The 25,773-nt window shown below is 69.9% G+C and carries 16 protein-coding genes; 4 read left to right on the forward strand and 12 right to left on the reverse strand.

The features are described from left to right. Positions 1-15 precede the first annotated feature (15 nt). Positions 16-822 carry a DUF3097 domain-containing protein gene (locus tag OG219_RS16605; RefSeq protein ID WP_266827315.1) on the forward strand — a complete coding sequence of 269 codons (807 nt, stop codon included), beginning with the start codon at positions 16-18 and terminating at the stop codon, positions 820-822. Between the two features lie 217 nt (positions 823-1,039). On the opposite strand, the gene hemW is transcribed toward OG219_RS16605, so the two are convergent. Both hemW and OG219_RS16615 read right to left on the reverse strand, forming a co-directional pair. Continuing rightward, on the reverse strand, positions 1,040-2,272 hold the full coding sequence (gene hemW / locus OG219_RS16610) for a radical SAM family heme chaperone HemW (RefSeq protein ID WP_266827317.1): 1,233 nt from the start codon (positions 2,270-2,272) through the stop codon (positions 1,040-1,042). 122 nt (positions 2,273-2,394) lie between these two features. After that, a complete protein-coding gene (locus tag OG219_RS16615; protein WP_266827319.1) occupies positions 2,395-4,509 on the reverse strand; it encodes an ATP-binding SpoIIE family protein phosphatase in 2,115 nt (704 codons plus the stop codon). A 103-nt stretch (positions 4,510-4,612) separates the two neighbouring features. Between OG219_RS16615 and OG219_RS16620 the strand changes: the two genes are divergently transcribed. Together OG219_RS16620 and OG219_RS16625 are read left to right on the forward strand one after the other, a co-directional pair. Then, positions 4,613-8,836 carry a HAMP domain-containing protein gene (locus OG219_RS16620; RefSeq protein ID WP_266827321.1) on the forward strand — a complete coding sequence of 1,408 codons (4,224 nt, stop codon included), beginning with the start codon at positions 4,613-4,615 and terminating at the stop codon, positions 8,834-8,836. A 12-nt stretch (positions 8,837-8,848) separates the two neighbouring features. Beyond that, entirely contained in the window at positions 8,849-9,433 is a 585-nt protein-coding gene (locus OG219_RS16625) for a two-component system response regulator (protein ID WP_266827323.1), read from the forward strand. Between the two features lie 36 nt (positions 9,434-9,469). On the opposite strand, the gene OG219_RS16630 is transcribed toward OG219_RS16625, so the two are convergent. Continuing rightward, positions 9,470-11,344 (reverse strand): long-chain fatty acid--CoA ligase, encoded by a 1,875-nt coding sequence (locus tag OG219_RS16630; RefSeq protein WP_266827325.1) that lies wholly within the window; start codon positions 11,342-11,344, stop codon positions 9,470-9,472. Between the two features lie 229 nt (positions 11,345-11,573). After that, positions 11,574-13,442 carry a translation elongation factor 4 gene (lepA, locus tag OG219_RS16635; RefSeq protein ID WP_266827327.1) on the reverse strand — a complete coding sequence of 623 codons (1,869 nt, stop codon included), beginning with the start codon at positions 13,440-13,442 and terminating at the stop codon, positions 11,574-11,576. Positions 13,443-13,666: 224 nt separating this feature from the next. Between lepA and rpsT the strand changes: the two genes are divergently transcribed. Continuing rightward, a complete protein-coding gene (gene rpsT / locus OG219_RS16640) occupies positions 13,667-13,933 on the forward strand; it encodes a 30S ribosomal protein S20 (protein WP_121403109.1) in 267 nt (88 codons plus the stop codon). Positions 13,934-14,361: 428 nt separating this feature from the next. Here rpsT and holA read toward each other — a convergent pair whose 3' ends face one another. The 8 genes from holA to leuS form a co-directional block, all read right to left on the reverse strand. Next, positions 14,362-15,348, reverse strand: a complete 987-nt coding sequence (gene holA / locus OG219_RS16645) for a DNA polymerase III subunit delta (protein WP_266827330.1) — start codon at positions 15,346-15,348, stop codon at positions 14,362-14,364. A 255-nt stretch (positions 15,349-15,603) separates the two neighbouring features. Further along, a complete protein-coding gene (locus OG219_RS16650) occupies positions 15,604-15,849 on the reverse strand; it encodes a hypothetical protein (RefSeq protein ID WP_266462477.1) in 246 nt (81 codons plus the stop codon). Between the two features lie 78 nt (positions 15,850-15,927). After that, entirely contained in the window at positions 15,928-16,767 is an 840-nt protein-coding gene (locus tag OG219_RS16655; RefSeq protein WP_266827332.1) for an arylamine N-acetyltransferase, read from the reverse strand. A 4-nt stretch (positions 16,768-16,771) separates the two neighbouring features. Beyond that, on the reverse strand, positions 16,772-19,324 hold the full coding sequence (locus OG219_RS16660) for a ComEC/Rec2 family competence protein (protein WP_266827334.1): 2,553 nt from the start codon (positions 19,322-19,324) through the stop codon (positions 16,772-16,774). A gap of 107 nt (positions 19,325-19,431) precedes the next feature. Next, complete coding sequence (locus OG219_RS48145) at positions 19,432-20,289, reverse strand: ComEA family DNA-binding protein (protein ID WP_323183282.1); 858 nt, start codon at positions 20,287-20,289, stop codon at positions 19,432-19,434. Positions 20,290-20,896: 607 nt separating this feature from the next. Next, on the reverse strand, positions 20,897-21,742 hold the full coding sequence (locus OG219_RS16670; RefSeq protein WP_266827338.1) for a DegV family protein: 846 nt from the start codon (positions 21,740-21,742) through the stop codon (positions 20,897-20,899). Positions 21,743-21,814: 72 nt separating this feature from the next. Next, positions 21,815-22,546: a hypothetical protein gene (locus OG219_RS16675; RefSeq protein ID WP_266827340.1), complete on the reverse strand. Its 732-nt coding sequence runs from the start codon at positions 22,544-22,546 to the stop codon at positions 21,815-21,817. 193 nt (positions 22,547-22,739) lie between these two features. Beyond that, a complete protein-coding gene (gene leuS / locus OG219_RS16680) occupies positions 22,740-25,628 on the reverse strand; it encodes a leucine--tRNA ligase (RefSeq protein ID WP_266827342.1) in 2,889 nt (962 codons plus the stop codon). Between the last annotated feature and the right edge of the window lie 145 nt (positions 25,629-25,773).

Genomic DNA, 25,773 nt, shown 5'->3' on the forward strand with positions numbered 1-25,773 from the left:
CCTATCGTCATCCGAATGCGCCAGTACCAGCCGGACCTGACTCCGCCGTGGAAGAAGCCCAAGCCCGTACCCGAGGTCCCGGCGGACCCCGGTCTGGTGGTCGAAGAGCCCGGCACCGGCTTCTGCGGCGCGGTGATCCGCTGCGAGGCGGGCACGGTGACCCTGGAGGACCGCTTCGGCAAGCACCGGGTGTTCCCGCTGGAGCCGCGCGGCTTCCTCCTCGAGGGCAAGGTGGTGACCCTGGTCCGCCCCTCCGGCGCGGCTCCCGTACGTCCCGCACGCACCGCCTCCGGTTCGGTCGCGGTGCCCGGCGCGCGGGCGCGGGTGGCACGGGCCGGGCGGATCTACGTGGAGGGGCGGCACGACGCCGAGCTCGTCGAACGCGTCTGGGGCGACGACCTGCGCATCGAGGGCGTCGTCGTCGAGTACCTGGAGGGCATCGACGACCTGCCCGCGATCGTCGCGGCCTTCGCCCCCGGCCCGGACGCCCGCCTCGGCGTCCTCGTCGACCACCTGGTCCCCGGCACGAAGGAATCGCGCATCGCGGACTCGGTCACCAGCGACCACGCCCTGGTGGTCGGCCACCCGTACATCGACATCTGGGAGGCCGTGAAACCGTCCTCCGTGGGCATCACCGCCTGGCCCCGGGTCCCCCACGGCCAGGACTGGAAGACAGGCGTCTGCCGCGCCCTCGGCTGGCCCGAGAACACCGGCGCGGCCTGGCACCACATCCTGTCCCGCGTGCACTCCTACAAGGACTTGGAGCCGGAACTCCTGGGCAGGGTGGAGGAGTTGATCGACTTCGTGACGGCACCGGAGTGAGCCGCGGGGGGGTTGTTCGCCCCCTCCGCCCCTTCCCGTCCCGTACCTGGGGGCTGCCGCCCCCAGACCCCCGCTTCGGCCTGAACGGCCTCGTCCTCAAACGCCGGACGGGCTGAAAGACCAAGATTCAGCCCCTCCGGCGTTTGAGGAGCGGGGTCTGGGGCGGAGCCCCAGGAACAAGGGACGGGTAGGGGCGGAGGGGGCGAAAAACCCCACCTCAGTCCACCAGATCCCGCACCACCGCATCCGCCAGCAACCGCCCCCGCAGCGTGAGAACAGCACTCCCCGCGTCATACGGCCCGATCTCCAGCAACCCCTCGGACAGCGCCCGACGCGAGGCCGAGAGCCCCTCCGGCCGCAGCAGCGACAACGGACACCCCTCCCGCAACCGCAGCTCAAGAAGAATCCGCTCCACCCGCCGATCCTCCCCGGAGAGCAGCTCCCGCCCCGCCCCGGGCGACTTCCCCGCCGCCAGAGCCCCGGCATACGCCCCCGGATGCTTCACGTTCCACCAGCGCACCCCGCCCACATGACTGTGGGCCCCAGGACCGGCACCCCACCAGTCGGCACCACGCCAGTACAGCTCGTTGTGGAGGCAACGCCCGGCATCGGAGGTGGCCCAGTTGGACACCTCGTACCAGTCGAATCCCGCCCCGGAGAGCACCTCGTCGGCGATGAGATACCGATCCGCGTGGACGTCGTCGTCCGTCATGGGCACCTCCCCACGCCGGATCCGCCGCGCGAGCTGCGTGCCCTCCTCGACGATGAGCGCATACGCGGAGACGTGATCGGGCCCGGCCCCGAGCGCCGCGTCCAGCGAGGCCCGCCAGTCGTCGTCGGACTCCCCCGGCGTGCCGTAGATGAGGTCGAGATTCACATGCTCGAACCCCGCCGCGCGGGCCTCGGCGACACAGGCCTCGGGCCGCCCGGGCGTGTGCGTACGGTCGAGCACCTTCAGCACGTGCTGCCGGGCACTCTGCATACCGAAGGAGATCCGGTTGAAGCCCCCGGCCCGCAGGGTCGCGAGGTACGCGGGGTCCACGGACTCCGGGTTCGCCTCGGTCGTGATCTCCGCGTCGTCCGCGAGCCCGAACTCGTCACGGATCGAGGCGAGCATCCGTACGAGATCATCGGCGGGCAGAAGGGTGGGCGTACCGCCGCCGACGAACACCGTACGGACGGGACGCGGGTCGTCGCCGAGCACCTTGCGGGCGAGGCGGACCTCGTCGATCAAGGTCTCCGCGTAGTTGTCGCGGGAGGCGAGCACGCCTCCGGTGCCCCGCAGCTCGGTCGCCGTGTAGGTGTTGAAATCGCAGTAGCCGCAGCGGGTCGCGCAGTACGGCACGTGGAGATAGAACCCGAGGGGGCGGTCGGCGGCCCCGGCCAGGGCGTGCGCGGGCAGCGCCCCGTCGTCGGGGACGGGCTCACCGTCGGGAAGTGCGGAAGGCATGTCCTCCATTGTCCCGTACGCCCGCGGGAACTCTTACGGCCGACTGCCGGCACCCTTCACGGCCGAATACCGGCACCCTTCCAGGCCGGCTGTCCGCACCCTTCCCGGCCCGGCCCGCCGGGCTATTCCGCCTGCAGCACCAGCAGCGCCATGTCGTCCTCCGGCGGCTTGGCACCGAACTCGTGGACCAGCCTGCGGATCCGTTCGGCGATCAGTTCGGCGCTCAGGCCGGTGCAGTCGGCCAGGGCCCCGGCGAGACCGTCGTCGTCGTCGAACTGACGGGAGCCGCTGCGGCGCTCGGTGACACCGTCGGTGACGCACAGCAGGGTGTCGCCGGGGTACAGCTCGAAGGTCTCGGAGGCGTAGGTCGCGTCCTCGAAGACACCGAGGAGGGTCCCCGGACGGGCCACCTCGCTCACGTCGCCGTCGGGGCCGAGGAGCAGCGGCAGCGGATGCCCGGCCGAGGCCAGGGTGCAGCGCACTCCGCCGTCGAAGGGCACCAGTTCGCCGTAGAGCATGGACAGGAAGCGCATCTGCGGTCCGGGGTCCGTGCCGAGCCCGGGTCCGCCCGCCGCCACGAGCGCTCGGGCCGCCGCGTCCGCCGACTCGGTCGCGTCGTCGAGCAGGAGCCTGTTGAGGCGGTCGAGGACGTCGGCGACCTCGTACCCCTCGCGGGCCAGCAGCCGCAGCCAGGGCCTGGCCAGGCCGATCACGACGGCGGCCTCGGGCCCCTTGCCCTGGACGTCGCCGACGACGAAGCACCACCGCCCGTCGCCGGCCGGGAACAGGTCGTAGAAGTCGCCGCTGGGCCCGCCCTTGTCGAGCGGTTCGTAGACGAGGGCACTGCGCACCCCGGGGATCTCGGCGACCGCACCGGGCAGCAGGCCGCGCTGGAGGACCCGGCTGATGGTGGCCTGCCGCGCGTACTGGCGGGCCGCGCCGATGGCGAGGGCGATACGGCGACTGAGGTCCTCGACGAGCCCCGTGATCTCGTCGGGAAAGCCGGTCGCCCCGGCCCGCCCGATGACAAGCGTGCCCAACGGCCGCCCACCGGCGATCAGCCGATACGCAAGCGCAGCACCGCTCACACCGGGGCCGCTTAATCCGGGGCCGCCCGGCCCTGGCTCACTCACCCCACCCAAAGCCAGCGCCTCCCCAGGCCAAGGCACCGGTACGGCCCTGGAGCGTACGGAGTCGGGGAGCCGGGGCGGGTCCTTCTCCAGGGCGCGGCGCAGGTCCTCGATGCGGTTCTCGCTGCCGTGCCAGACGCGGGCGAGGCGCGGGCCCAGGCCGATGCCGAGGCCGCCGGCCCGGTCGGTGGCCTCGTCCTCCAGCCAGACCGCGCACCAGTCGGCGAGGCGCGGCACGATCAGCTGTCCGGCGAGCGCGGCGACGAGGTCCTCGTCGAGCTGCCCGGCGAGCAGGTCGGAGGCCTCCGCGAGGAAGGAGAGGGCACCGCGGTTGAGCCAGTCGTGGTCCTGCTGGGCTCTGCGCCTCGGCTCGGGGGCGAGTATCTCGGCGACCCGAAGCCCGCGTTCCAGGGCCTGCTCACCGGCGTACGCCTCTATCCCCTCGCCGGCCTCCACGATCCTGCCGACGCCCGAGACCCCCTCCCTGCCCACGCCCAGGCCGCCTCCGCCGAGGGGCAGCCGCGCCCAGACGGTCTTGACGCCGGTGCGGTACGTGATGCCCCAGGCGTCGGAGAGCGTGGAGACGAGCCGCAGGCCACGCCCGTACTCCGGTGTGCCGTACGGCTGTTCGCAGTTGTCGTCACGTACCGCGCGCGAGGGATGATGGTCGGACACCTCGATGACCAGCGAACCCGAGCCCGGCGAACCGCCGTCGGTGCCTTCGGCGCTCCCGGAACCCCCCGGGCTCCCGATGCTCTCGACGTCCTCCCTGCTCCGCACGCTCTCCTCGCCCTGCTCGCCCTCCTCGCTCTCCATGCGGCACACCAGCTGGACGTCCGTACCCGCGTGCACAACGGCGTTGGTGACGAGTTCGCTGACGACCACGAGGGCGTCATCGGTGAGCCGGTCGTCGATCATCTCGGTGCCGTACGGAGCGAGTTCGGCCCATTCGGCGAGTGCGGCGCGAACGAAATCGCGGGCGGCCCCCGGAGCGAGCGGGGTGCCCGGTAACGAGGTGCGGGTGACGGTGTCCTGTCCGGCGCGGTGGTGCGCGGGCGCATCAAGGGCGTGCGCCTTGGACTCCCGTTGCGTCGGAATGGCCCCCACGGTGCGGCTCCCTGAGCAGTTCGGACGAATAGGCCTCAGCCGATGCGGACACAGTGACAGACTGGCCACGCCCATAAGCGCCGAGTTACCGAAGTGGGCCGCCATGAGTGAGAACAGTGGTATGCGTGTGCTCGAAGACGGACAGATTCGGGCATCGGATCTGCGCCCTCTGTTCGCCGCGATGAACGCCGCACGGGACGGCGACTTCAGCAAAGTGCCGGAAACCGGACACGGTCTGGTGGCAGATCTCAGCACGATGTTCAACCAGATCATGGACCGCAGCTCGCACTTCAACTCCGAGGTGCAGCGCGTCCGCCGGGAGCTGGTGCGGCACGGCCGCCTCGACGAGCGCCTCTCGGCGAGCCCGGGCCAGGGCAGCTGGACGACCCGGGTCAACGACGTGAACCAGCTCCTTGACGCCCTGGTCGCGCCCGCCGCGAACGCGACCCGCGTCCTCGACGCGGTGGCCGGCGGCGATCTGACCCAGCGGGTCGACCTGCACGACGGCAACCGTCAACTCCGTGGCGATTTGCGCCGGTTGGGGCGTGCCGTCAATAAGATGGTGGACCAGCTCTCCCTGTTCACCGGAGAGGTGACCCGGGTCGCGCGCGAGGTCGGCACCGAGGGAAGGCTCGGCGGCCGCGCCAAGGTGACGGGTCTGTCCGGGAGTTGGCGGGACGTGACCGAAGCCGTCAACACCATGGCGTCCCGGCTGACCGCCCAGGTCCGGGACATCGCCCTGGTGACCACTGCGGTGGCCCGCGGCGACCTGACCCGCACGGTGACCGTCGAGGCGACGGGCGAGCTGCTCGAACTGAAGCTCACCGTGAACACCATGGTCGACCAGCTCTCGGCCTTCGCCGACGAGGTGACGAGGGTCGCCCGAGAGGTCGGCACGGAGGGGCAGTTGGGCGGCCGAGCGCAGGTGCGCGGTGTGTCGGGGGTCTGGAAGGACCTCACCGACAACGTCAACTTCATGGCGTCCAACCTCACGTCACAGGTTCGAAATATCGCACAGGTCACCACGGCGGTCGCGAACGGCGACCTGAGCCAGAAGATCACGGTCGACGCGCAGGGCGAGATCCTCGAACTCAAGTCGACCATCAACACCATGGTCGACCAGCTCTCCGCCTTCGCCGACGAAGTGACGCGCGTCGCCCGCGAGGTCGGCACCGAGGGCAATCTCGGCGGCCGCGCGCAGGTGCGAGGCGTCTCGGGGGTCTGGAAGGACCTCACCGACAACGTCAACTTCATGGCGGACAACCTGACTTCACAGGTCCGCAACATCGCCCTGGTGTCCACGGCGGTGGCTCAGGGCGACCTCGGCAAGAAGATCACCGTCGAGGCGAAGGGCGAGATCCTGGAGCTGAAGTCCACCATCAACACGATGGTCGACCAGCTCTCCGCCTTCGCCGACGAAGTGACGCGCGTCGCCCGCGAGGTCGGCACCGAAGGCAACCTAGGCGGCCAGGCACAGGTGCGGGGCGTGTCGGGGGTCTGGAAGGACCTCACCGACAACGTCAACTTCATGGCGCTGAACCTGACTTCACAGGTGCGGAACATCGCGCAGGTGACGACGGCCGTCGCGAACGGCGACCTCTCCAAGAAGATCACCGTCGACGCCCGCGGCGAGATCCTGGAGCTGAAGGACACCGTCAACACGATGGTGGAGCAGCTGCGCGCCTTCGCCGACGAGGTGACCCGCGTGGCCCGCGAGGTCGGCACGGACGGGCGGCTCGGCGGCCGGGCCCAGGTGCTCGGCGTCTCCGGCGTCTGGGCCGACCTGACCGACAACGTCAACTACATGGCCGACAACCTGACTTCACAGGTCCGGAACATCGCCCAGGTCGCCACCGCCGTGGCCCAGGGCGACCTGTCCAAGAAGATCGACGTGGACGCGCGCGGCGAGATCCTGGAGCTGAAGACCACGATCAACACGATGGTCGACACCCTCTCCTCCTTCTCGTCCGAGGTCACACGCGTGGCCCGCGAGGTCGGCTCCGAGGGCCAACTCGGCGGCCAGGCACGGGTCGAGGGCGTGTACGGCACCTGGAAGCGCCTGACGACGAACGTGAACGAGCTGGCGCTCAACCTGACCACCCAGGTCCGCGCGATCGCCGAGGTGGCGTCCGCGGTTGCCCAGGGCGACATGTCCCGCTCCATCACGGTGGAGACCCAGGGCGAGGTCACCGAGCTCAAGGACAACATCAACCTGATGGTGGCCAACCTCCGCGAGACCACCCGTGCGAAGGACTGGCTGGAGTCGAACCTCGCCCGCCTCGCCGCGCTGATGCAGGGCCACCGCGACCTGATGGAGGTCGCCGACCTGATCCTGCGCGAGCTGACCCCGCTGGTGAACGCGCAGTACGGCGCCTTCTTCCTGGCCGACCCCGAGGACGAGAGCCTGCGGACCGCCATCCCCGCCAAGGGGCTCGCCTTCATCGCCGGGTACGGCTCGGCGCAGGGCGCGACCGTCGACACGGGCGGCATGCCGGTGCACGGGCTGGTCCGGCAGGCGGCGCGCGAGAAGAAGCGGATCCTGGTGGAGGAGGCCCCACCGCACTACATCAAGATCAACAGCGGTCTGGGCGAGGCCTCCCCCGCGAGCGTCGTCATCATCCCGATCCTCTTCGAGGACAAGCTCCTCGGCGTGATCGAACTCGCTTCGTTCTCCCGCTTCTCCGACGTCCACCTGGCCTTCTTCGACCAGTTCGTGAACACCATCGGCGTCGCGATCAACACCATCATCGCCAACTCCCGCACCGAGTCCCTGCTCGGCGAGTCCCAGCGCCTGGCGATCCAGCTCCAGGACCGCTCGGACGAACTCCAGTCGCAGCAGGCCGAGTTGCAGCGCTCGAACGCCGAACTGGAGGAGAAAGCGGCCCTGCTGGCCACCAGCTCCCAGTACAAGTCGGAGTTCCTGGCGAACATGTCGCACGAACTGCGTACCCCGCTGAACTCACTGCTGATCCTGGCCCGCCTCCTCTCCGACAACCCGGACGGCCGCCTCTCCGACCAGGAGGTGCAGTTCGCGACCACGATCCACCGATCGGGCTCCGACCTGCTCCAGCTCATCAACGACATCCTCGACCTCTCGAAGATCGAGGCGGGCCGGATGGACGTACGCCCCAAGAAGCTCCCCCTCATCAAGCTGCTCGACTACGTCCACGCGACCTTCCGCCCGCTCACCCTCGACCGGGGGCTCGCCTTCGAGGTGGCCGTCGGCGAGGACGTACCGCGCGAGATGTGGTCGGACGAGCAGCGGCTCCAGCAGATCCTGCGCAACCTGCTCTCCAACGCGATCAAGTTCACCGCGACCGGCCGGGTCGAACTGCGCGTCAACCGCCTCAAGGACCCGGACCACGTCTTCACCCGCGAGAACAGCGACGACGTCATCGCCTTCGCCGTCTCCGACACGGGCATCGGCATCGCGCCGGAGAAACTCCCGGTGATCTTCGAGGCCTTCCAGCAGGCCGACGGCACCACCAACCGCAAGTACGGCGGCACCGGCCTCGGCCTGTCCATCAGCCGCGAGATCGCCGGACTGCTCGGCGGCCGGATCATCGCCGAGAGCAAGCCCGGCAAGGGTTCCACCTTCACGCTGTACGTCCCTGTCATCAGCCCCGGGCACGCGGCGACCGGCCCCACCCACGAGGACCAGGGCCAGCTCGTACCCGAGCTCTCCACCGAGCCGTACACCGCCCACGACACGGACGACACCTGGCCCACGCCCACCAAACTGGAGGCGTGGAAGGCCGGCCGGGCGGGACAGGTCCTGCCGGGGCGGCGGGTGTTGATCGTGGACGACGACATCCGCAACGTCTTCGCGCTCACCCACGTACTGGGCCGCGTCGGCATGCCCGTCCTGTACGCGGAGAACGGCCGCGAGGGCATCGAGACGCTGGAGCGCAACCCGGACGTCGAACTCGTCCTGATGGACATCATGATGCCGGAGATGGACGGCTACGAGACGATCGCCGCCATCCGCCGCACGCCCCGCTGGACAGGGCTGCCCATCGTCGCGCTCACCGCGAAGGCGATGCCGGGGGACCGCGAGAAGTCCATCGCGCAGGGCGCCAACGACTACGTACCCAAGCCGGTGGACGTCGACCAACTGCTCACCGTCGTCTGCGCACTCCTCGACCCGGAGGGCACGGAGAACTCCGAGCTCCCGGAACACCCGGAGAACCCGGAGAACCCGGAGAACTCTGAGGGCGCGAACGACGGCGAGCGGCCGGACAACGACACCGACACCGACACCGCTGTACCCGTTGTACCGGGACCGAGCACATCAGGGGAGCCCGCGATCCCGCCGCCGACTGAGTGAGGCACAGTCATCATGAGCGCTGAGGAAACGACCGACGAGCGCGCCAGCATCCTCCTCGTGGACGACATGGAGGACAATCTGGTCGCCCTTGAGGCCGTCCTGGGGTCCCTCAACGAGCCGCTGGTGCGCGCGCGTTCGGGCGAGGAGGCGATGAAGGCGCTGCTGCGGCAGCGGTTCGCCGTCGTCCTTCTCGACATCCGGATGCCGGGCATGGACGGCTTCGAGACCGCCGCGAACATCAAGCGGCTCGACCAGACCAAGGACGTCCCCATCATCTTCCTGACCGGCACGGACGCCGACGCGGGCTATGCCTTCCGCGGGTACGCGACCGGAGCCGCCGACTACCTGACGAAGCCCTTCGACCCATGGGTGCTGCGTGCCAAGGTCACCGTCTTCCTCGACCTCCACCGCAAGAACCAGCAACTGGAACGTTTGCTCGCCCGTGAACAGGAACAGTTCGACGAACTGACCGCCCGCATACAGAAGATCGAGACACACATGGCCGCGAGCAGCCTGCAGGACGTGTTCGAACTGCGCCACCAGGTACGGCAGATGGGGGAGGTGCTGAAGGAGATGCGGAGGGGACGGGGCCTGTGACTCCCCGCCCCCTCGGGGGACTTACGCCTCGGGGACTTACGCCTCGCGCGACCCCGCGTACATCTCGTCGATGAGGTGCTTGTACTCGCGCTCGACGACCGGCCGCTTCAGCTTCAGGCTCGGTGTGATCTCGCCGTGCTCGACGTCGAGGTCACGGGGCAGGAGCCGGAACTTCTTGATGGTCTGCCAGCGCTGGAGACCCTCGTTGAGCTCCTTGACGTAACCCTCGATGAGGCCGACCGTGGCGGGCGCGGCGACGACCTCGGCGTACGACTTGCCGTCGAGGCCGTTCTCCTTGGCCCAGCCCAGAATTGACGGCTCGTCAAGAGCGATCAGCGCGGTGCAGAAGTTCCGGTCGGCGCCGTGCACGAGGATGTTGGAGACGTACGGGCACACGGCCTTGAACTGGCCCTCGACCTCGGCGGGCGAGATGTACTTGCCGCCCGAGGTCTTGATGAGGTCCTTCTTGCGGTCGGTGATGCGCAGGTAGCCGTCCGGGGACAGCTCGCCGATGTCACCGGTGTGGAACCAGCCGTCGGCCTCAAGGACCTCGGCGGTCTTCTCGGGCAGCCCGTGGTAGCCCTCCATGATGCCGGGGCCGCGCAGCAGGATCTCGCCGTCGTCCGCGATGCGCACCTCAGTGCCGGGCAGCGGCTTGCCTACGGTGCCGGTGCGGTAGGCCTCACCGGGGTTCACGAAGGAGGCGGCGGAGGACTCGGTGAGGCCGTAGCCCTCGAGGATGTGGATGCCGGCGCCGGCGAAGAAGTAGCCGATCTCGGGCGCGAGCGCCGCGCTGCCCGACACACAGGCGCGCAGGTTGCCGCCGAAGGCCTCGCGGATCTTGGCGAAGACGAGCGCGTCGGCGACCTTGTGCTTGGCGCCGAGCCCGAAGGGGACGGAGGCGGACCCGGTACGGCGGAAGTTGTCTTGGCTGGCCTTCGCGTACTCGCGCGAGATCCCGGCCGCCCACTGGAAGATCTTGTACTTGGCGCCGCCACCGGCCCGCGCCTTGGCCGCGACCCCGTTGTAGACCTTCTCGAAGATGCGGGGCACGGCCGCCATGTACGTCGGCTGCACCACCGGCAGATTCTCGATGATCTTGTCCACCCGGCCGTCGACGGCGGTGACGTGCCCGACCTCGATCTGGCCGGACGTGAGCACCTTGCCGAAGACGTGCGCGAGCGGCAGCCAGAGGTACTGCACGTCCTCGGTGCTGATCAGACCGGTCGCGGCGATGGCCTTCGCCATGTACGACCAGTTGTCGTGCGGGAGGCGGACGCCCTTGGGGCGCCCGGTGGTGCCCGAGGTGTAGATGAGGGTGGCGAGCTGGTCGGAGGTGATCGCGCCGACCTTCTCCTTGATCAGGTCGGGGTTCTTCTCCAGGTAGGCGGCGCCGCGGGTCTCCAGCTCGGCGAGGGTGAGGACCCAGTCGCTGCTCTCGACGCCCGCGGGGTCGATGACCACGACATGCGTCAGCTCGGGAAGGTCGGCGCGCTTCTCCACCGCCTTGGCGAGCTGGGCCGCGTCCTCCGCGATCAGGACCTTGCTCGCGGAGTCCGAGAGGATGAACGCCGACTCCTCGGCGTTCGTCTGCGGATACACGGTCGTCGTGGCCGCGCCCGCGCACAGGATGCCGAGGTCGGCGAGGATCCACTCGACGCGGGTGGAGGAGGCGAGCGCGACGCGCTGCTCCGGCTGTACGCCCAGTTCGATCAGACCGGCCGCGACGGCGAAGACCCGCTCGGCGGCCTGGGCCCAGCTCAGCGACTTCCACTCGTCCGGGCCCTCGCCCGAGGTGGCGGGCACCGGGTAGCGGTACGCCTCCGCGTCCGGCGTGGCCGCCACACGCTCCAGGAAGAGGGCCGCCACGGACGGCGGACGGTTCTCGATCAGGGTCTGTGTGTCGCTCACGACATCCTCCGGGGCCCGCGACAGCGCGCGGCTGGCTCAATGATGCGGCTGTTGTTTAACTCGCGAGTAACTATCGAGCAGTGATCAGAGTAAAGCCCGTCCGCCCACTGCGTAAGAGTCGGCGGCCTGTCACTTCCTACAGAGCGCGACCGGACGCGCGCACAAGGGCCCGCCGCGCCGAAGCGCAGCGGGCCCTTGAAAACAACCGGAACAACGGCGTCCCTCGCGTCTACTTCTTGCCCTTGCCCGAGCCGCTGTCCTCGTCACTGGACAGCACGGCGATGAAGGCCTCTTGCGGAACCTCCACAGAGCCCACCATCTTCATCCGCTTCTTGCCTTCCTTCTGCTTCTCCAGCAGCTTCCGCTTACGGGAGATGTCACCGCCGTAGCACTTGGCGAGGACGTCCTTGCGGATCGCGCGGATGGTCTCGCGGGAGATGACCCGCGACCCGATGGCCGCCTGGATCGGCACCTCGAAGGCCTGCCGCGGGATCAGCTCGCGCAGCTTGGCGACGAGCCGCACCCCGTACGCGTACGCCGCGTCCTTGTGCGTGACCGCCGAGAAGGCGTCGACCTTGTCGCCGTGCAGCAGGATGTCGACCTTGACCAGGCTGGAGGCCTGCTCGCCGGTGGGCTCGTAGTCGAGCGAGGCGTACCCGCGTGTCTTGGACTTCAACTGGTCGAAGAAGTCGAAGACGATCTCCGCGAGCGGCAGCGTGTAGCGGATCTCGACGCGGTCCTCGGAGAGGTAGTCCATGCCGAGGAGGGTGCCGCGCCGGGTCTGGCACAGCTCCATGATCGAGCCGATGAACTCGGAGGGCGCGAGGATCGTCGCCCGCACGACCGGCTCGAAGACCTTGTCGATCTTCCCCTCGGGGAACTCGCTCGGGTTGGTGACGATGTGCTCGCTGCCGTCCTCCATGTCGACGCGGTAGACCACGTTCGGCGCGGTGGCGATGAGGTCGAGCCCGAACTCGCGCTCGAGCCGCTCGCGGATCACATCGAGGTGCAGCAGCCCCAGGAAGCCGACGCGGAAGCCGAAGCCGAGGGCGGCGGAGGTCTCCGGCTCGTAGACGAGCGCGGCGTCGTTGAGCTGCAGCTTGTCGAGGGCCTCGCGCAGCTCGGGGTAGTCGGACCCGTCGAGCGGATACAGCCCGGAGAAGACCATGGGCTTGGGGTCCTTGTACCCGCCGAGCGCCTCGGTCGCCCCCTTGTGCAGGGTGGTGATGGTGTCACCGACCTTGGACTGCCGGACGTCCTTCACCCCGGTGATGATGTAGCCCACCTCACCGACGCCCAGCCCGTCGGCCGCGGTCATCTCGGGGGACGAGACGCCGATCTCCAGCAGCTCGTGGGTCGCCCCGGTGGACATCATCCGGATCCGCTCACGCTTGTTGAGCTGCCCGTCGATGACACGTACGTACGTCACGACACCGCGGTAGGAGTCATAGACGGAGTCGAAGATCATCGCGCGAGCGGGGGCGTCCTGGACGCCGACCGGGGCGGGGACCTCGGCGACCACCTTGTCGAGCAGCGCCTCGACACCCAGCCCGGTCTTGGCGGAGACCTTGAGCACGTCGTCGGGGTCGCACCCGATGAGGTTGGCGAGCTCCTCGGAGAACTTCTCCGGCTGCGCGGCCGGCAGGTCGATCTTGTTCAGTACGGGGATGATCTTGAGGTCGTTCTCCATCGCCAGGTAGAGATTGGCGAGAGTCTGCGCCTCGATTCCCTGGGCGGCGTCGACGAGGAGCACGGTCCCCTCGCAGGCGGCGAGCGACCGGGACACCTCATACGTGAAGTCCACGTGCCCGGGGGTGTCGATCATGTTGAGGATGTGGGTCTTGCCCGGGTCCTCGGACGGTGCCCAGGGCAGCCGGACCGCCTGGGACTTGATCGTGATGCCACGCTCGCGCTCGATGTCCATACGGTCGAGGTACTGGGCGCGCATCTGCCGCTGATCGACCACCCCGGTCAGCTGGAGCATGCGGTCGGCGAGCGTGGACTTGCCGTGGTCGATGTGCGCGATGATGCAGAAATTGCGGAGCAGCGCCGGGGCGGTACGGCTCGGCTCGGGCACATTGTTAGGGGTCGCGGGCACGCAGGGTCCTGTCTCTTGAGGCGCCTGTCGCCTCGGGTCGGATCGATACGTAGGCTCCATGGTCCCACGGGTGGGGAGCTGCGACCGGTTTGGGCCCGTCGCACGAGCACTGGTAGCCTGGGTGGCTGTGTCTCATGCCCTCTCTGCAGGAGGCACACCCAAGGAAATCAAACGGCGTGTGAGACGTGCTGTCTCGCGCGCCTGAACCTGTAAAGGCTCATTCAGTGGCGAACATCAAGTCCCAGATCAAGCGGATCAAGACCAACGAGAAGGCTCGGCTGCGCAACAAGGCCGTCAAGTCCTCCCTGAAGACCGCGATCCGCAAGGCCCGCGAGGCCGCTGCCGCCGGTGACGTCGAGAAGGCCACCGAGTACACGCGCGATGCTTCGCGCGCGCTCGACAAGGCCGTCTCGAAGGGCGTCATCCACAAGAACCAGGCCGCCAACAAGAAGTCGGCGCTTGCTTCCAAGGTCGCTTCCCTCAAGGGCTGAGTCCAACCCGACTTGACCGCCGGAAAGGACCCAGCGGGCCCTCTCTTCCGCTCCTGCCCGGCACCCCTGGACCCACGCACGATCTGCGTTCGCCACGCGGGCGTGGTGCCAACATCTTGAACCGGGACCCCGTTTTCCCTTCCTTCCCCGGGAGGGTGAGCGGGGTTTTTGGCGTTCGAGGGCTCGGCGGGCAGGGTTCCAGCCCGTCCGGCGTTTGAGGACGAGGCAGTGCCGTCCCGATCCCCCGCCCACCCGTGGGGGCTGCGCTCTTCAGTCCCGGGCCGGGGAAGGTCTTTTCAGCCCGTCCGGCCTTTGAGGACGAGCGCGTCAGCGCGACACGGGGGTCTGGGGGCGGAGCCCCCAGGAACAAGGGACGGGTAGGGGCGGAGGGGGCGAAAAACCCCGAGGCCGACCCCAGCGCCGGACACCTACCCCCGCCGAGACCGCGCAGCCCGAGCAATCACAACAACAGCCTTCTCCAGGGCGTACTCAGGATCATCCCCGCCCCCCTTGACGCCCGCGTCAGCCTCCGCAACCGCCCGCAGGGCATCAGCAACCCCATCCGGAGTCCACCCCCGCATCTGCTGCCGAACCCGGTCGATCTTCCACGGCGGCATCCCCAGCTCACGCGCAAGGTCGGCCGACCGCCCGTTCCTCGCCGAGGACACCTTCCCGATCGCCCGCACCCCCTGCGCCAACGCGCTGGTGATCAGCACCGGCGCAACCCCGGTCGACAGCGACCACCGCAACGCTTCCAGTGCCTCCGCGGCCCGCCCCTCCACAGCCCGATCGGCCACGGTGAAACTCTGCACCTCGGCCCGCCCGGTGTAGTACCGCCCGACGACAGCCTCGTCAATCGTCCCCTCGACGTCCGCGGTCAACTGAGAAACAGCGGAAGCCAGCTCCCGCAGATCACTCCCGATGGAGTCCACGAGCGCCTGACAGGCCTCAGGCGTGGCAGCCCGCCCCAACGCCCGGAACTCACTCCGCACGAACGCCAGCCGATCCGCCGGCTTCGTCATCTTGGGGCACGCCACCTCCCGCGCCCCCGCCTTGCGCGCGGCATCGAGCAGCCCCTTGCCCTTGGCACCACCCGCGTGCAGCAGCACCAGGGTGATCTCCTCGGCGGGCGCCCCCAGGTACGCCTTCACGTCCTTGACCGTGTCGGCCGGCAGATCCTGCGCATTGCGTACGACCACGACCTTCCGCTCGGAGAAGAGCGACGGACTCGTCAACTCGGCAAGCGTGCCGGGATGCAACTGGTCCGGGGTCAGATCGCGTACGTCCGTGTCGGCGTCGGCGGCCCTGGCGGCGGCCACCACCTCCTGCACGGCACGGTCGAGCAGGAGATCCTCCTGGCCCACGGCAAGCGTGACAGGGGCGAGAGGGTCGTCATTAGCAGTCTTCCTGGCCATCCCGACAAGCATCCCACGCGCCACTGACAACACGCCCCGAGCGGTCGAACCCCGAGCCGTCCGCACGGGAACGTCACGCGGCGAGCTCCACGGGTCCATCGGCGACGAGAGGGCGTGGTCGGGGTTCCATGGCCCCGGAACCCGGACCGGGGGCATACCGGGTCGGGGAGCCAGGTGTCCCACCTATCCACGGCCGACCGTGGACAACCCGCGGTTCACGAACCACCCGCACCACTCCCGCACCCCCACGGAGCCCTACGGCTCCTCGCGCCACCCGTCCCACTCCCCCACGAACTCGTCCAGCTCCTTGGGGTCGAGCCGCTCCTCGGCATCCCGCAGCACCACCAGCCACTGCGCGTCCTCGGCATCGTCCTCACCGGCCAGCGCGTCCCGCACGAGCTGCGGTTCCTCATCCAGCCTGAACCTGTCACCGAGTGCCTCCGCGGCCTCTTCCGCGGCATCACGGTCGGGCAGTACCAGCACATGTCTCACATCACTCACGCAGACATTTTCCGATACGCCCGACAGGGCCGACACCAGGGGCACCCGCCACCGCCTCACTCAGCGCAGCCAGCGCAGCTAACGCGCCGCCCTCACCTCCCGTACCTCCGGCACCCGCCCCAACTCGATCCCGAATTGGTCGCGATAGGTCGCCAGCACCTCCTCGTCCGTGGCCAGTTCCGACACCTCCTTCGCCCCGTCGGCGGCAGTCACCGTGAAGTTCCGACCGCTGAGCGTGATCCTGCCGCCGTCCGCGGTGACCCGCGAACAGACCAACGACCGCGAGAAATGCGACGCAGGTGAGGTGCTGTGCCACCACGCCCCGGTCACGAAGTCCCCGAGCACCCGCGGCCGTACCTCCAGGCGGTACTGCGCCTTGCCGTTCCGGATGACATCAAGATCCTCCCGTTCGCGCGAGCCTCCCGCACCCCGCACCCCCGCCGCGTCCGGCCCCGCCTCGACGACCCGGAACGTGCCCCCGGGATCCTCCTGCTCCCCCCGCTCCCCGAAGGCCACCGGGTAAAGGCTGTGCGCGCCGAACCCGACGTCGGTCAGCCAGTCACCCCCGTCCACCGTCCGCACCCGCAGCGCGAGATGGTCGTACGGAATCCCGAGCACCCCCTCGTCGCCGTACACCCTTCCCGCCAGCAGCGTCACGTCGAAGCCCAACGCCCCCAGCAACGCTCCGAACGCCCCGTTCAGTTCGTAACAGAACCCCCCTCTGCGCGCGCCCACCAGCTTGTCCAGCAGCCTCTTCTCCTCCAGCACGATCTCCTCACCGAGGTGAATCGACAGGTTCTCGAACGGCACCGCCTCCAGATGACGGCGGTGGAGCTCGCGCAGCGCATCGGACGTGGGCCACGCGGGGTACTGAGCCCCGATCCTGCGGAGGTAGGCGTCGGCCTGTGCGGAATTCATGACCTCAGTGTCTCGCCACGCTCAGCCCTCCGCCCTCACCTACGACCGCCAGCGCCCCGTCCTCGTCGGTACGCAGCACCACGGCGCCCCCTGCTTGCAGCGCCGCGACCGTGCTGGGCGCGGGATGCCCGTACGGGTTGTCCCTGCCGCACGAGATGAGCGCGAGCCGCGGGGCCACCCTGCGTATGAGGTCCGGATCCTGGTAGGCCGAGCCATGATGGGCGACCTTGAGGACGTCCACGGCTCCCAGCCCGGCAGCTGCGGGCGATCTCAACAGCGCCTGCTGGGCCGGTGGTTCGAGATCGCCGAGCAGCAGCATCCTCAGCCCCGCCGACCGTACGAGCAGGGTGACACTGGCGTCGTTCGGGCCGTCCGGCGTGGGGGCCGGGCTCGGCGGCGGCCACAGCACCTGCCAGTCGAGACCACCCGTGCGCCGCCACTCCCCGGCCACCGCCCGCGTCATCGGAATGTTCCGTGCGGCCGCCTCCCTTCTCACGAACTCGGCCTGGTCCGGCGGCTCTTCGAGACCTGTCGTCTCGATCGCGCCCACCGAACGCCCACGCAGCACGCCCGGCAGCCCCGCCACATGATCGGCATGAAAATGCGTGAGCACGACGAGAGGAATCCGGGTGATGCCGAGCGCGCCCAGACAGCGGTCGACCAGCACCGGATCGGGCCCGGCGTCCACCACAACGGCGGTGCCGTCGCCCGCCGCGAGTACCGTCGCGTCGCCCTGTCCCACGTCGCACATCGCCATCCGCCAGCCGGGCGGTGGCCACCCCGTGATCACCCTGGTGAATGGCGGCGGTTGCACCACGACCAGCAGGAACAGCACCAGGCAGGCACCGGTCAGCCACGGATACCTCAGGAGCCGCCGGCCGACGAACACGACGGCCACGGCCACAAGCGCGAGCAGCAGCGCCCCCGTCCAACTGCCCGGCCAGTCCACCCCACTGCCGGGCAGCGCCGCCCCGGCAAGGGCGATGTCCGCGATCCACTGGACGGGCCAACTCGCGCACCACGCCAGGGCCTTGGCAACAGGCAGCGCCACCGAGGCCGTCGCCAGCGTCGCGAAACCCAGCACCGTGGCCGGCGCGACCGCGAACTCCGCGAGCAGATTGCACGGCACCGCCACCAGACTCACCCGGGCCGAGAGGACCGCGACGACCGGTGCGCACACGGCTTGCGCGGCTCCGGCGGCAGCGAGCGCCTCGGCCAGGCGCGGCGGTACCCGACGCCGCTGGAGCGCGGCGCTCCACCGGGGGGCCAGGGTGAGCAGCGCGCCGGTCGCCAGGACGGAGAGCACGAAGCCGTAACTCCGGGCCAGCCAGGGGTCGTACAGCACCAGCAGCAGGACGGCCGTGGCCAGCGCGGGGATCAGCGATCTGCGGCGGCCGGTCGCGATGGCGAGCAGCGCGATCGATCCACAGGCCGCGGCCCGCAACACGCTCGGGTCCGGTCGGCACACGATCACAAACCCGAGCGTGAGCGCGCCGCCGAACAGTGCCGCGGCACGTAGCGGTACCCCGAGCCGCGGTGCGAGACCGCGCCGCTCGGCACGCTGGGCAAGACCCGGTGGTCCGATGAACAGGGCGAGCAAGATCGTGAAGTTGCCGCCGCTGACCGCCAGAAGATGCGTGAGATCCGTCGCCTTGAACGCCTCGTCCAGCTCCGGTGTGACCCGTGAGGTGTCCCCGACGACCAGCCCCGGAAGCAGCGCCCGCGCGTCCGCTTCCAGCCCGTCGGTCGCCTCCCGCAGGCCTTCGCGCAGCCCGCCCGCGAACCGCTGCGGCCCCGACGGCTCCCCCACCACCTCCGGCGGCGCACTCCCCCGCACCCGCAACACCGCCGCGATCTCGTCCCCACCCGACAGGGCGGGCGCGAGCCGTGCGGTCACCCGCAACCGTGTGGACGGCAGCAGCGACAGCCAGGGTGAACGCTCACCGGACGACTGAGGCGAGCCCCTTGCCGAACCGGCGTCGACGATCATCAGCACCGGCGTACGCGTCACCACGGCATTCCCGGGCGCCCGCGTCACCCGCCGAACCTCCGCGTCGACGAGCACGGCCGTCGGAGCCGCGTGGTCTCCCTTGATCCGGGGCCGGGTGAGCCGTGGATCGGAGGTGATCTCGACCTCGGCGGTCACTTGCGCGTACTGCCGCGCCAGGGCGGGAACGGGCCCCCTGCGCAGATCCGCCCCGTGCAACCCCGCGGAAGCGGCGGCCGCGGCGACACAGAGCAGCACGGCGGCGACGGACGCCCGGGGCCACGTACGCGACCGTTCTCCCACGTACCCGCCGGCGAGGGGAAGCCCCTCCCGCCGTCCGCCGAACCGAGGCCTCTCCTCGGTGTGCGCATCCCTTCGCCCCGCCATCAGCAGCGCCCCGCCCACGACGAGGCAGACAACCGTGACGCCCGCGACCCACCCGGCCGGGGCACCCAACGTCACCGCCGCCGTGGCCCAGGCCGCCAGCGCGGGCGGTACGAGCCGTAAATCCGCCGGCCCTTCCTCCCGGGGATTCGAGGCTCCCAGCCGCTTGCCCGAGGCAGCATGCACAGCCCGCCGGTTCGCGGCGCCGAGGCCGAGCCCACCAGCATCAGGACCAACTCCGGGCCCTGCACCGGCACCGGCACCGGCAAAGTCCACAACCCCCCTCCGTCCACTCATGGCCGCACCAGATTCCGCAGATCGGCGAACCGGCGGTCCCCGATTCCATTGACCTCGCGAAGCTCGTCGACCGAGCGGAAACCGCCGTTCTGGGTGCGGTAGTCGAGGATGTGCTGGGCCAGGACGGGGCCGACGCCCGGGAGGCCGTCGAGTTGCTCCACGGTGGCGGTGTTGAGTGAAACGGGAGCGGCGGGTGCCGCACCGCCGACGGCCCCGCCGGTGCCGGCCGCGCCCGCGCCGGATCCCCCCGCGAGCACGGGCGCACCGACCACGATCTGTTCTCCGTCCATGAGGAGGCGGGCGCGGTTGAGTCCCTCGGCGTTCGTCCCTGGACGCACTCCGCCCGCGGCTCGCAGCGCGTCCTCTACGCGAGAGCCGGCAGGCAGGCGTTGCAGTCCCGGGCTGCGCACCTTGCCGCTGACATCCACCACGATCGCGGTCCCGGCCGCGCCGAACGGGCCGGGTGACCCCGCCGATGCGTCCGGCGCCGACTCCTGCTGCTTCGCCTGTCCGGCCGGTTCGCCGAATGGAGCCGCCGCACGTACCACCTCGGGAGCCCGCACCGACTGGGTCCGGCCCGCCCAGAAGTGCTGCACGGCGAAGACCGCGGCGACGACGAGCAGCACGGCAAGAGCGGCCACGCTCCTGCGTTCAAGACCACACCTCGACTGCAACCACAGCGGCATCCGCTCCCGCACGGCCGGCCCGACCCGATCCCGCCACGCACTCGCGCCAGCGCCAGCGTCAGCGCCCGCACCCGCAGCCGCAGCCGCAGCCGCAGCAAGATCGCCCCGCACGCCGACGTCGACAGCCGCACCCTCACCTGAATCGTCCCGCCAGACCGCCCTGCCCACTCGGGCACGATCCCCCGCCCCACTCCCCCGGGCCGGACCACGATCCCCCGACCCGCTCCCCCAGGTCGGACCACGATCCCCCGCCTCGCTCCTCCGGAGAGCATCACGGTCGACGGTGACGCTTTCCCGGAAACCATCCCCGCCCCCGGCCCGACCGCGCCCCTCAAGCCCCCAGACGTCAGCAACGCCCGTCCCCACGGCAGTTCTCGCCCTCGGGCTGTCCCCTAAATCCCGGTCCCCCACATCCCAGTCCGCCCTCGGCGGCTCGTTCCCGTTCCCCAGCTCCCGCCGTTCCCCGGCCCTTTCGGCGAAGAGCGCCTCCGCGCGCAGGCGGAGTGCCTCGGCCGAGGCCTCGCGGCGTCGGGCCCGGCTTCGGGGATGGTTGCGGCGATGACGGGTGCGGCCGTCGGAGACGGGCCCGCGGCCCGGGCCGCTGGTCGGAGTGGCTGTGCGTGAGCGTGATCGAAGTGCCATGCGGCGAGGATCCGACACCTCGGCATCTTCGCGATGATCTTGCTCAATTCCCGGGGACTACAGCCCAGTTGTGGATAACCGCTTCACCCACACGCGCCACACACGCCACGGCACCCCACAGGCGCCTCTGGCCTCACCTGGGTGAGACAACGGCCCCCAGCAGCCCAGGCCCCGTGTGCGCACCGATCACCGCACCGACCTCGCTGACATGCAGATCCGCAAGGCCGGGCACCCGCGCCCGCAACCGGTCCGCGAGAGCCGAGGCCCGGTCGGGGGCGGCGAGGTGGTGGACGGCGATGTCGACCTGGGCGCCGCCCGCACGGTCGGCGACGATCTCCTCCAGGCGGGCGATCGCCTTGGACGCCGTCCGTACCTTTTCCAGGAGTTCGATGCGGCCGCCGTCCAGCTGCAGCAGCGGCTTCACCGCGAGCGCGGAACCCAGCAGCGCCTGCGCGGCGCCGATCCGGCCGCCACGGCGCAAGTAGTCGAGGGTGTCGACGTAGAAGTACGTGGAGGTGCCCGCAGCCCGTTTCTCCGCGGCTGTCACCGCCTCGTCGATCGTGCCCCCCGCCTCCGCGGACTCCGCCGCGGCCAGCGCGCAGAAGCCGAGAGCCATCCCGACCATCCCGGTGTCCACCACGCGCACGGGCACCGAAGCCTCCCGCGCGGCGAGGACCGCGGCGTCGTAGGTGCCCGAGAACTCGGACGACAGATGGAGGGAGACGATGCCGGTGGCGCCCGCTTCGGCGACCCTGCGGTAGGTCTCGGCGAACATCTCGGGGCTGGGCCGTGACGTGGTGACGGAGCGCCGCTTCTGCAGCGCCTGGGCCAGGGAGCGGGCCGAGATCTCGGTGCCCTCTTCGAAGGCCCGGTCGCCGAGGACCACGGTCAGGGGAACGGCTGTGATGCCGTGGCGCTCCATCGTCAGCGGCGGCAGGTAGGCCGTTGAATCGGTGACGATCGCGACATGGCGGGACATGAGCTGGAGGTTACCTGCCGGGGCGCAGGGACGGCAGCCCGGCCCCTCCCACCTGCGGCTGGAGTGGCCGGATCAAGTCGTGCTCTCGGGGCGGGGCTTCTTCTGCCAGGGGTAGACGGGGCGCTGTCCCGGCGGGGTGATGGCGGGACGCGTCGGCTCCTCGGCCGTACGGGATTCCGGGCTGTCGGGCCAGGTCTGCCCGTCGGAGGCGGCCGGGTCCGGCGCCGGTGCCTCGGGCCAGGAAGCGGCAGGCCCGGGCTCCGTTGTCCAGTGCCGCAGTGCGCCGGCCTCGACGTCTATCTGGGCGCTCAGCGAGTCCAGGTCGTCGTCCGCGAACCGGTGGGCCCGGTCACGCGCGGCCCAGCGCAGCGAATCCGCCGAGTGTGTGATGCGCTCGGTGCGCTCGCGCAGCCCGGGCAGCAACGAGATGAGCGTGCGGCGGTCGGGCTCGGTCTCCAAGCGCTTGAGATCGGCGTCCAACTCGTGCCCGTGCGCGCTGAGCCGCTCGAAGAGGCCGAGGGACTCCTTCAGGGACTCGTCCTCCGCCACGCCCGCGTGCAGCGCGTCCTGTGTGGCCCGCATCGAGGTGCGCAGCTTCAGGCGGAGCTGGGCCAGCTCGCCCAGCGGGCCCGGCTGGGCGAGGGTCTTGGCGCGCAGCGTGGTGTCCTCGACGGTGCGGCGGGCCTGAGAGATGGTGCGGTCCACGCCGCGCTTGGCGGCACCGACCACCTTCACCGTGGCGTACACGCCCAGCACCACGAACAGTAGGAAGAGCAGGGCGATCACTGTGATCACGGCTTCCACCACGCTCCTCCTCCGGCCGGTCGCGGGCAGTTGCCGCGGCACTCTTCAACGGTAAACGCTACGGGCAGGTCCGGAGTTCCAGAAGAACCCCGAACCTGCCCGTAGGGGACTACCCCGACGGCCGCACCCGACATCGTGCGAAGGGAGCGGTGGCCGCAGGCCGACGAGGGTCCGCCACTCGCCGGCTTCCGGGCTACGCCGGAACGATGTTCACCAGCTTCGGCGCTCGCACGATCACCTTGCGGATCCCCGCACCACCCAGCGCGGCGACGACCTTCTCGTCGGCCAGCGCCACCTTCTCCAGCTCCTCGTCGGAGATCGACGGAGAGACCTCCAGGCGCGCCTTGACCTTGCCCTTGATCTGCACGACGCAGGTCACGGCCTCGTCCACGACGTACGCCGGGTCGGCGACCGGGAAGTCCTGGTGGACGACCGAGTCGGTGTGGCCCAGCTTGCGCCACAGCTCCTCGGCGATGTGCGGGGCCAGCGGAGCGACCAGCAGCACCAGGGGCTCGGCGACCGTGCGCGGGACCGGGCGGCCCACCTTGGTCAGGTGGTTGTTCAGCTCGGTGACCTTGGCGATAGCGGTGTTGAAGCGCATGCCCTCCAGGTCCTGGCGTACGCCGTCGATGGTCTTGTGCAGGACACGCAGCGTGTCCTCGTCGGCCTCGGAGTCGACGACCGTGACCTCGCCGGACTCCTCGTCCACGACATTGCGCCACAGCCGCTGCAGCAGCCGGTACTGGCCCACCACCGCGCGCGTGTCCCACGGCCGCGACACGTCCAGGGGGCCCATCGCCATCTCGTACAGGCGCAGTGTGTCCGCCCCGTACTCGGCGCAGATCTCGTCCGGAGTGACCGCGTTCTTCAGGGACTTGCCCATCTTGCCCAGCAGCCGGGAGACCTTCTCGCCCTGGTAGTAGTACGCGCCGTCGCGCTCCTCCACCTCGGCGGCGGGCACCGCGATGCCACGGCTGTCGCGGTACACGTAGGCCTGGATCATGCCCTGGTTGAACAGCTTGTGGAACGGCTCGGCCGAGGAGATGTGGCCCAGGTCGAACAGCACCTTCGACCAGAAGCGCGCGTACAGCAGGTGCAGCACGGCGTGTTCGGCGCCGCCGACGTACAGGTCGACGCCGCCGGTCGGCTGTCCTTCGCGCGGGCCCATCCAGTACTGCTCGATGGCCGGGTCGACCAGCTTCTGGTCGTTGTGCGGGTCCAGGTAGCGCAGCTCGTACCAGCAGGATCCGGCCCAGTTGGGCATGGTGTTGGTCTCGCGGCGGTACTGCTGCGGGCCGCGGCCGTCGCCCAGGTCCAGGGTGACATTGACCCAGTCCTGGTTGCGGGACAGCGGGGTCTCCGGGGACGTGTTCGCGTCGTTGGGGTCGAAGGTGCGCGGCGAGTAGTCCTCGACCTCCGGCAGCTCCAGGGGCAGCATCGACTCGGGCAGCGGGTGGGCGATGCCGTCCTCGTCGTAGACGATCGGGAAGGGCTCGCCCCAGTAGCGCTGCCGGCTGAACAGCCAGTCGCGCAGCCGGAAGTTGACGGTGCCCGCGCCGACGCCCTTGCGCTCCAGCCACTCGGTGATGCGGGCCTTGGCCTCGGTGACGTCCAGGCCGTCCAGGCTGATCTCGTCGTTCGACGAGTTGATGATCTTCGCGTCGTACGACCCGAAGGCGTTGTCCCACGTCGACGTCTCGGTGCCACGGCCGTCGGTCGGCTCGACCACGCAGCGGATCGGCAGCTCGAAGGCGCGCGCGAACTCGAAGTCGCGCTGGTCACCTGCCGGGACGGCCATGATCGCGCCGGTGCCGTAGCCCATCAGGACGTAGTCGGCGATGAAGACCGGGATCTGCTCGCCGTTGACCGGGTTGGTCGCGTACGCGCCGATGAAGACGCCGGTCTTGTCCTTGGCCTCGGCCTGGCGCTCGACGTCGGACTTCGAGGCGGCCTGCGCCCGGTAGGCGGCGACGGCCTCGGCGGGCGTGGCGTGGCCGCCGGTCCACACCTCGTGGGTGCCCTCGGGCCAGGTCGCCGGCGTGAACTTCTCGACCAGCTGGTGCTCGGGCGCCAGCACCATGTAGGTGGCGCCGAACAGGGTGTCCTGGCGGGTGGTGAAGACCGTGATCGCTTCGCCGTCGATCGGGAAGTCGACGCGGGCGCCCTCGGAGCGGCCGATCCAGTTGCGCTGCTGCAGCTTGATGGCCTCGGGCCAGTCCAGTGCGTCCAGGTCGTCCAGCAGGCGGTCGGCGTAGGACGTGATGCGCATGTTCCACTGGCGCAGCTTGGCCTTGAAGACGGGGAAGTTGCCGCGCTCGGAACGGCCGTCGGCGGTGACTTCCTCGTTGGCCAGTACGGTGCCCAGCCCGGGACTCCAGTTGACGGGCGCGTCGGAGGCGTACGCCAGGCGGTACTCACTCAGGACGTCGGCACGCTCGGCCGGGCTCAGCTCGTCCCACGCGCGCGTGGAGCCGTCGGTCGCCGGTACGGCGCGCTCGCCGCTCTCGAACTGGGCGACCAGCTGGGCGATCGGACGGGCCTTGTTCGCCTCACCGTCGTACCAGGAGTTGAAGATCTGCAGGAAGATCCACTGGGTCCACCTGTAGTAGTCCGGGTCGATCGTGGCGAACGACCGGCGCTTGTCGTGCCCCAGACCCAGGGCGCGCAGCTGGGACTTCATGTTGTTGATGGCCGCCTCGGTGGTGATCCGAGGGTGCTCGCCCGTCGACACGGCGTGCTGCTCGGCCGGCAGGCCGAAAGCGTCGAAGCCCAGGGTGTGCAGGACGTTGTGGCCCGTCATGCGCTGATACCGGGCGGATACATCGGTGGCGATGTATCCCAGGGGGTGGCCGACGTGCAGGCCCGAACCGGAGGGGTACGGGAACATGTCCATGATGAACTTCTTGGGCTTGGCGACCAGTTCCGGGTCGCCCGCCAGGTCACCGCTCGGGTTCGGAGCGTCGTACGTGCCCTCGGCATCCCAGAAGTCCTGCCAGCGTGCCTCGATCTCAGCGGCCAGCGCGGCCGTGTAGCGGTGCGGCGCTTCCACCTCGGAGGCGGCAGCGGTATTCGTCTCGCTCATGATCCTCAAAGCTCCATCGATCGTCTCTGCCAGCGGCTTAGGAAATGAAAAAACCCCTCGCACAGGAGGGGACGCCGCGCCGATGCCGACCACGATTCGTCAGTGGCCGGGACTGGTCAGCGCGGCTCGCTAAGCAGAAGGCGTA

This window comes from Streptomyces sp. NBC_00038 (assembly GCF_026343635.1).
Taxonomy (GTDB): domain Bacteria; phylum Actinomycetota; class Actinomycetes; order Streptomycetales; family Streptomycetaceae; genus Streptomyces.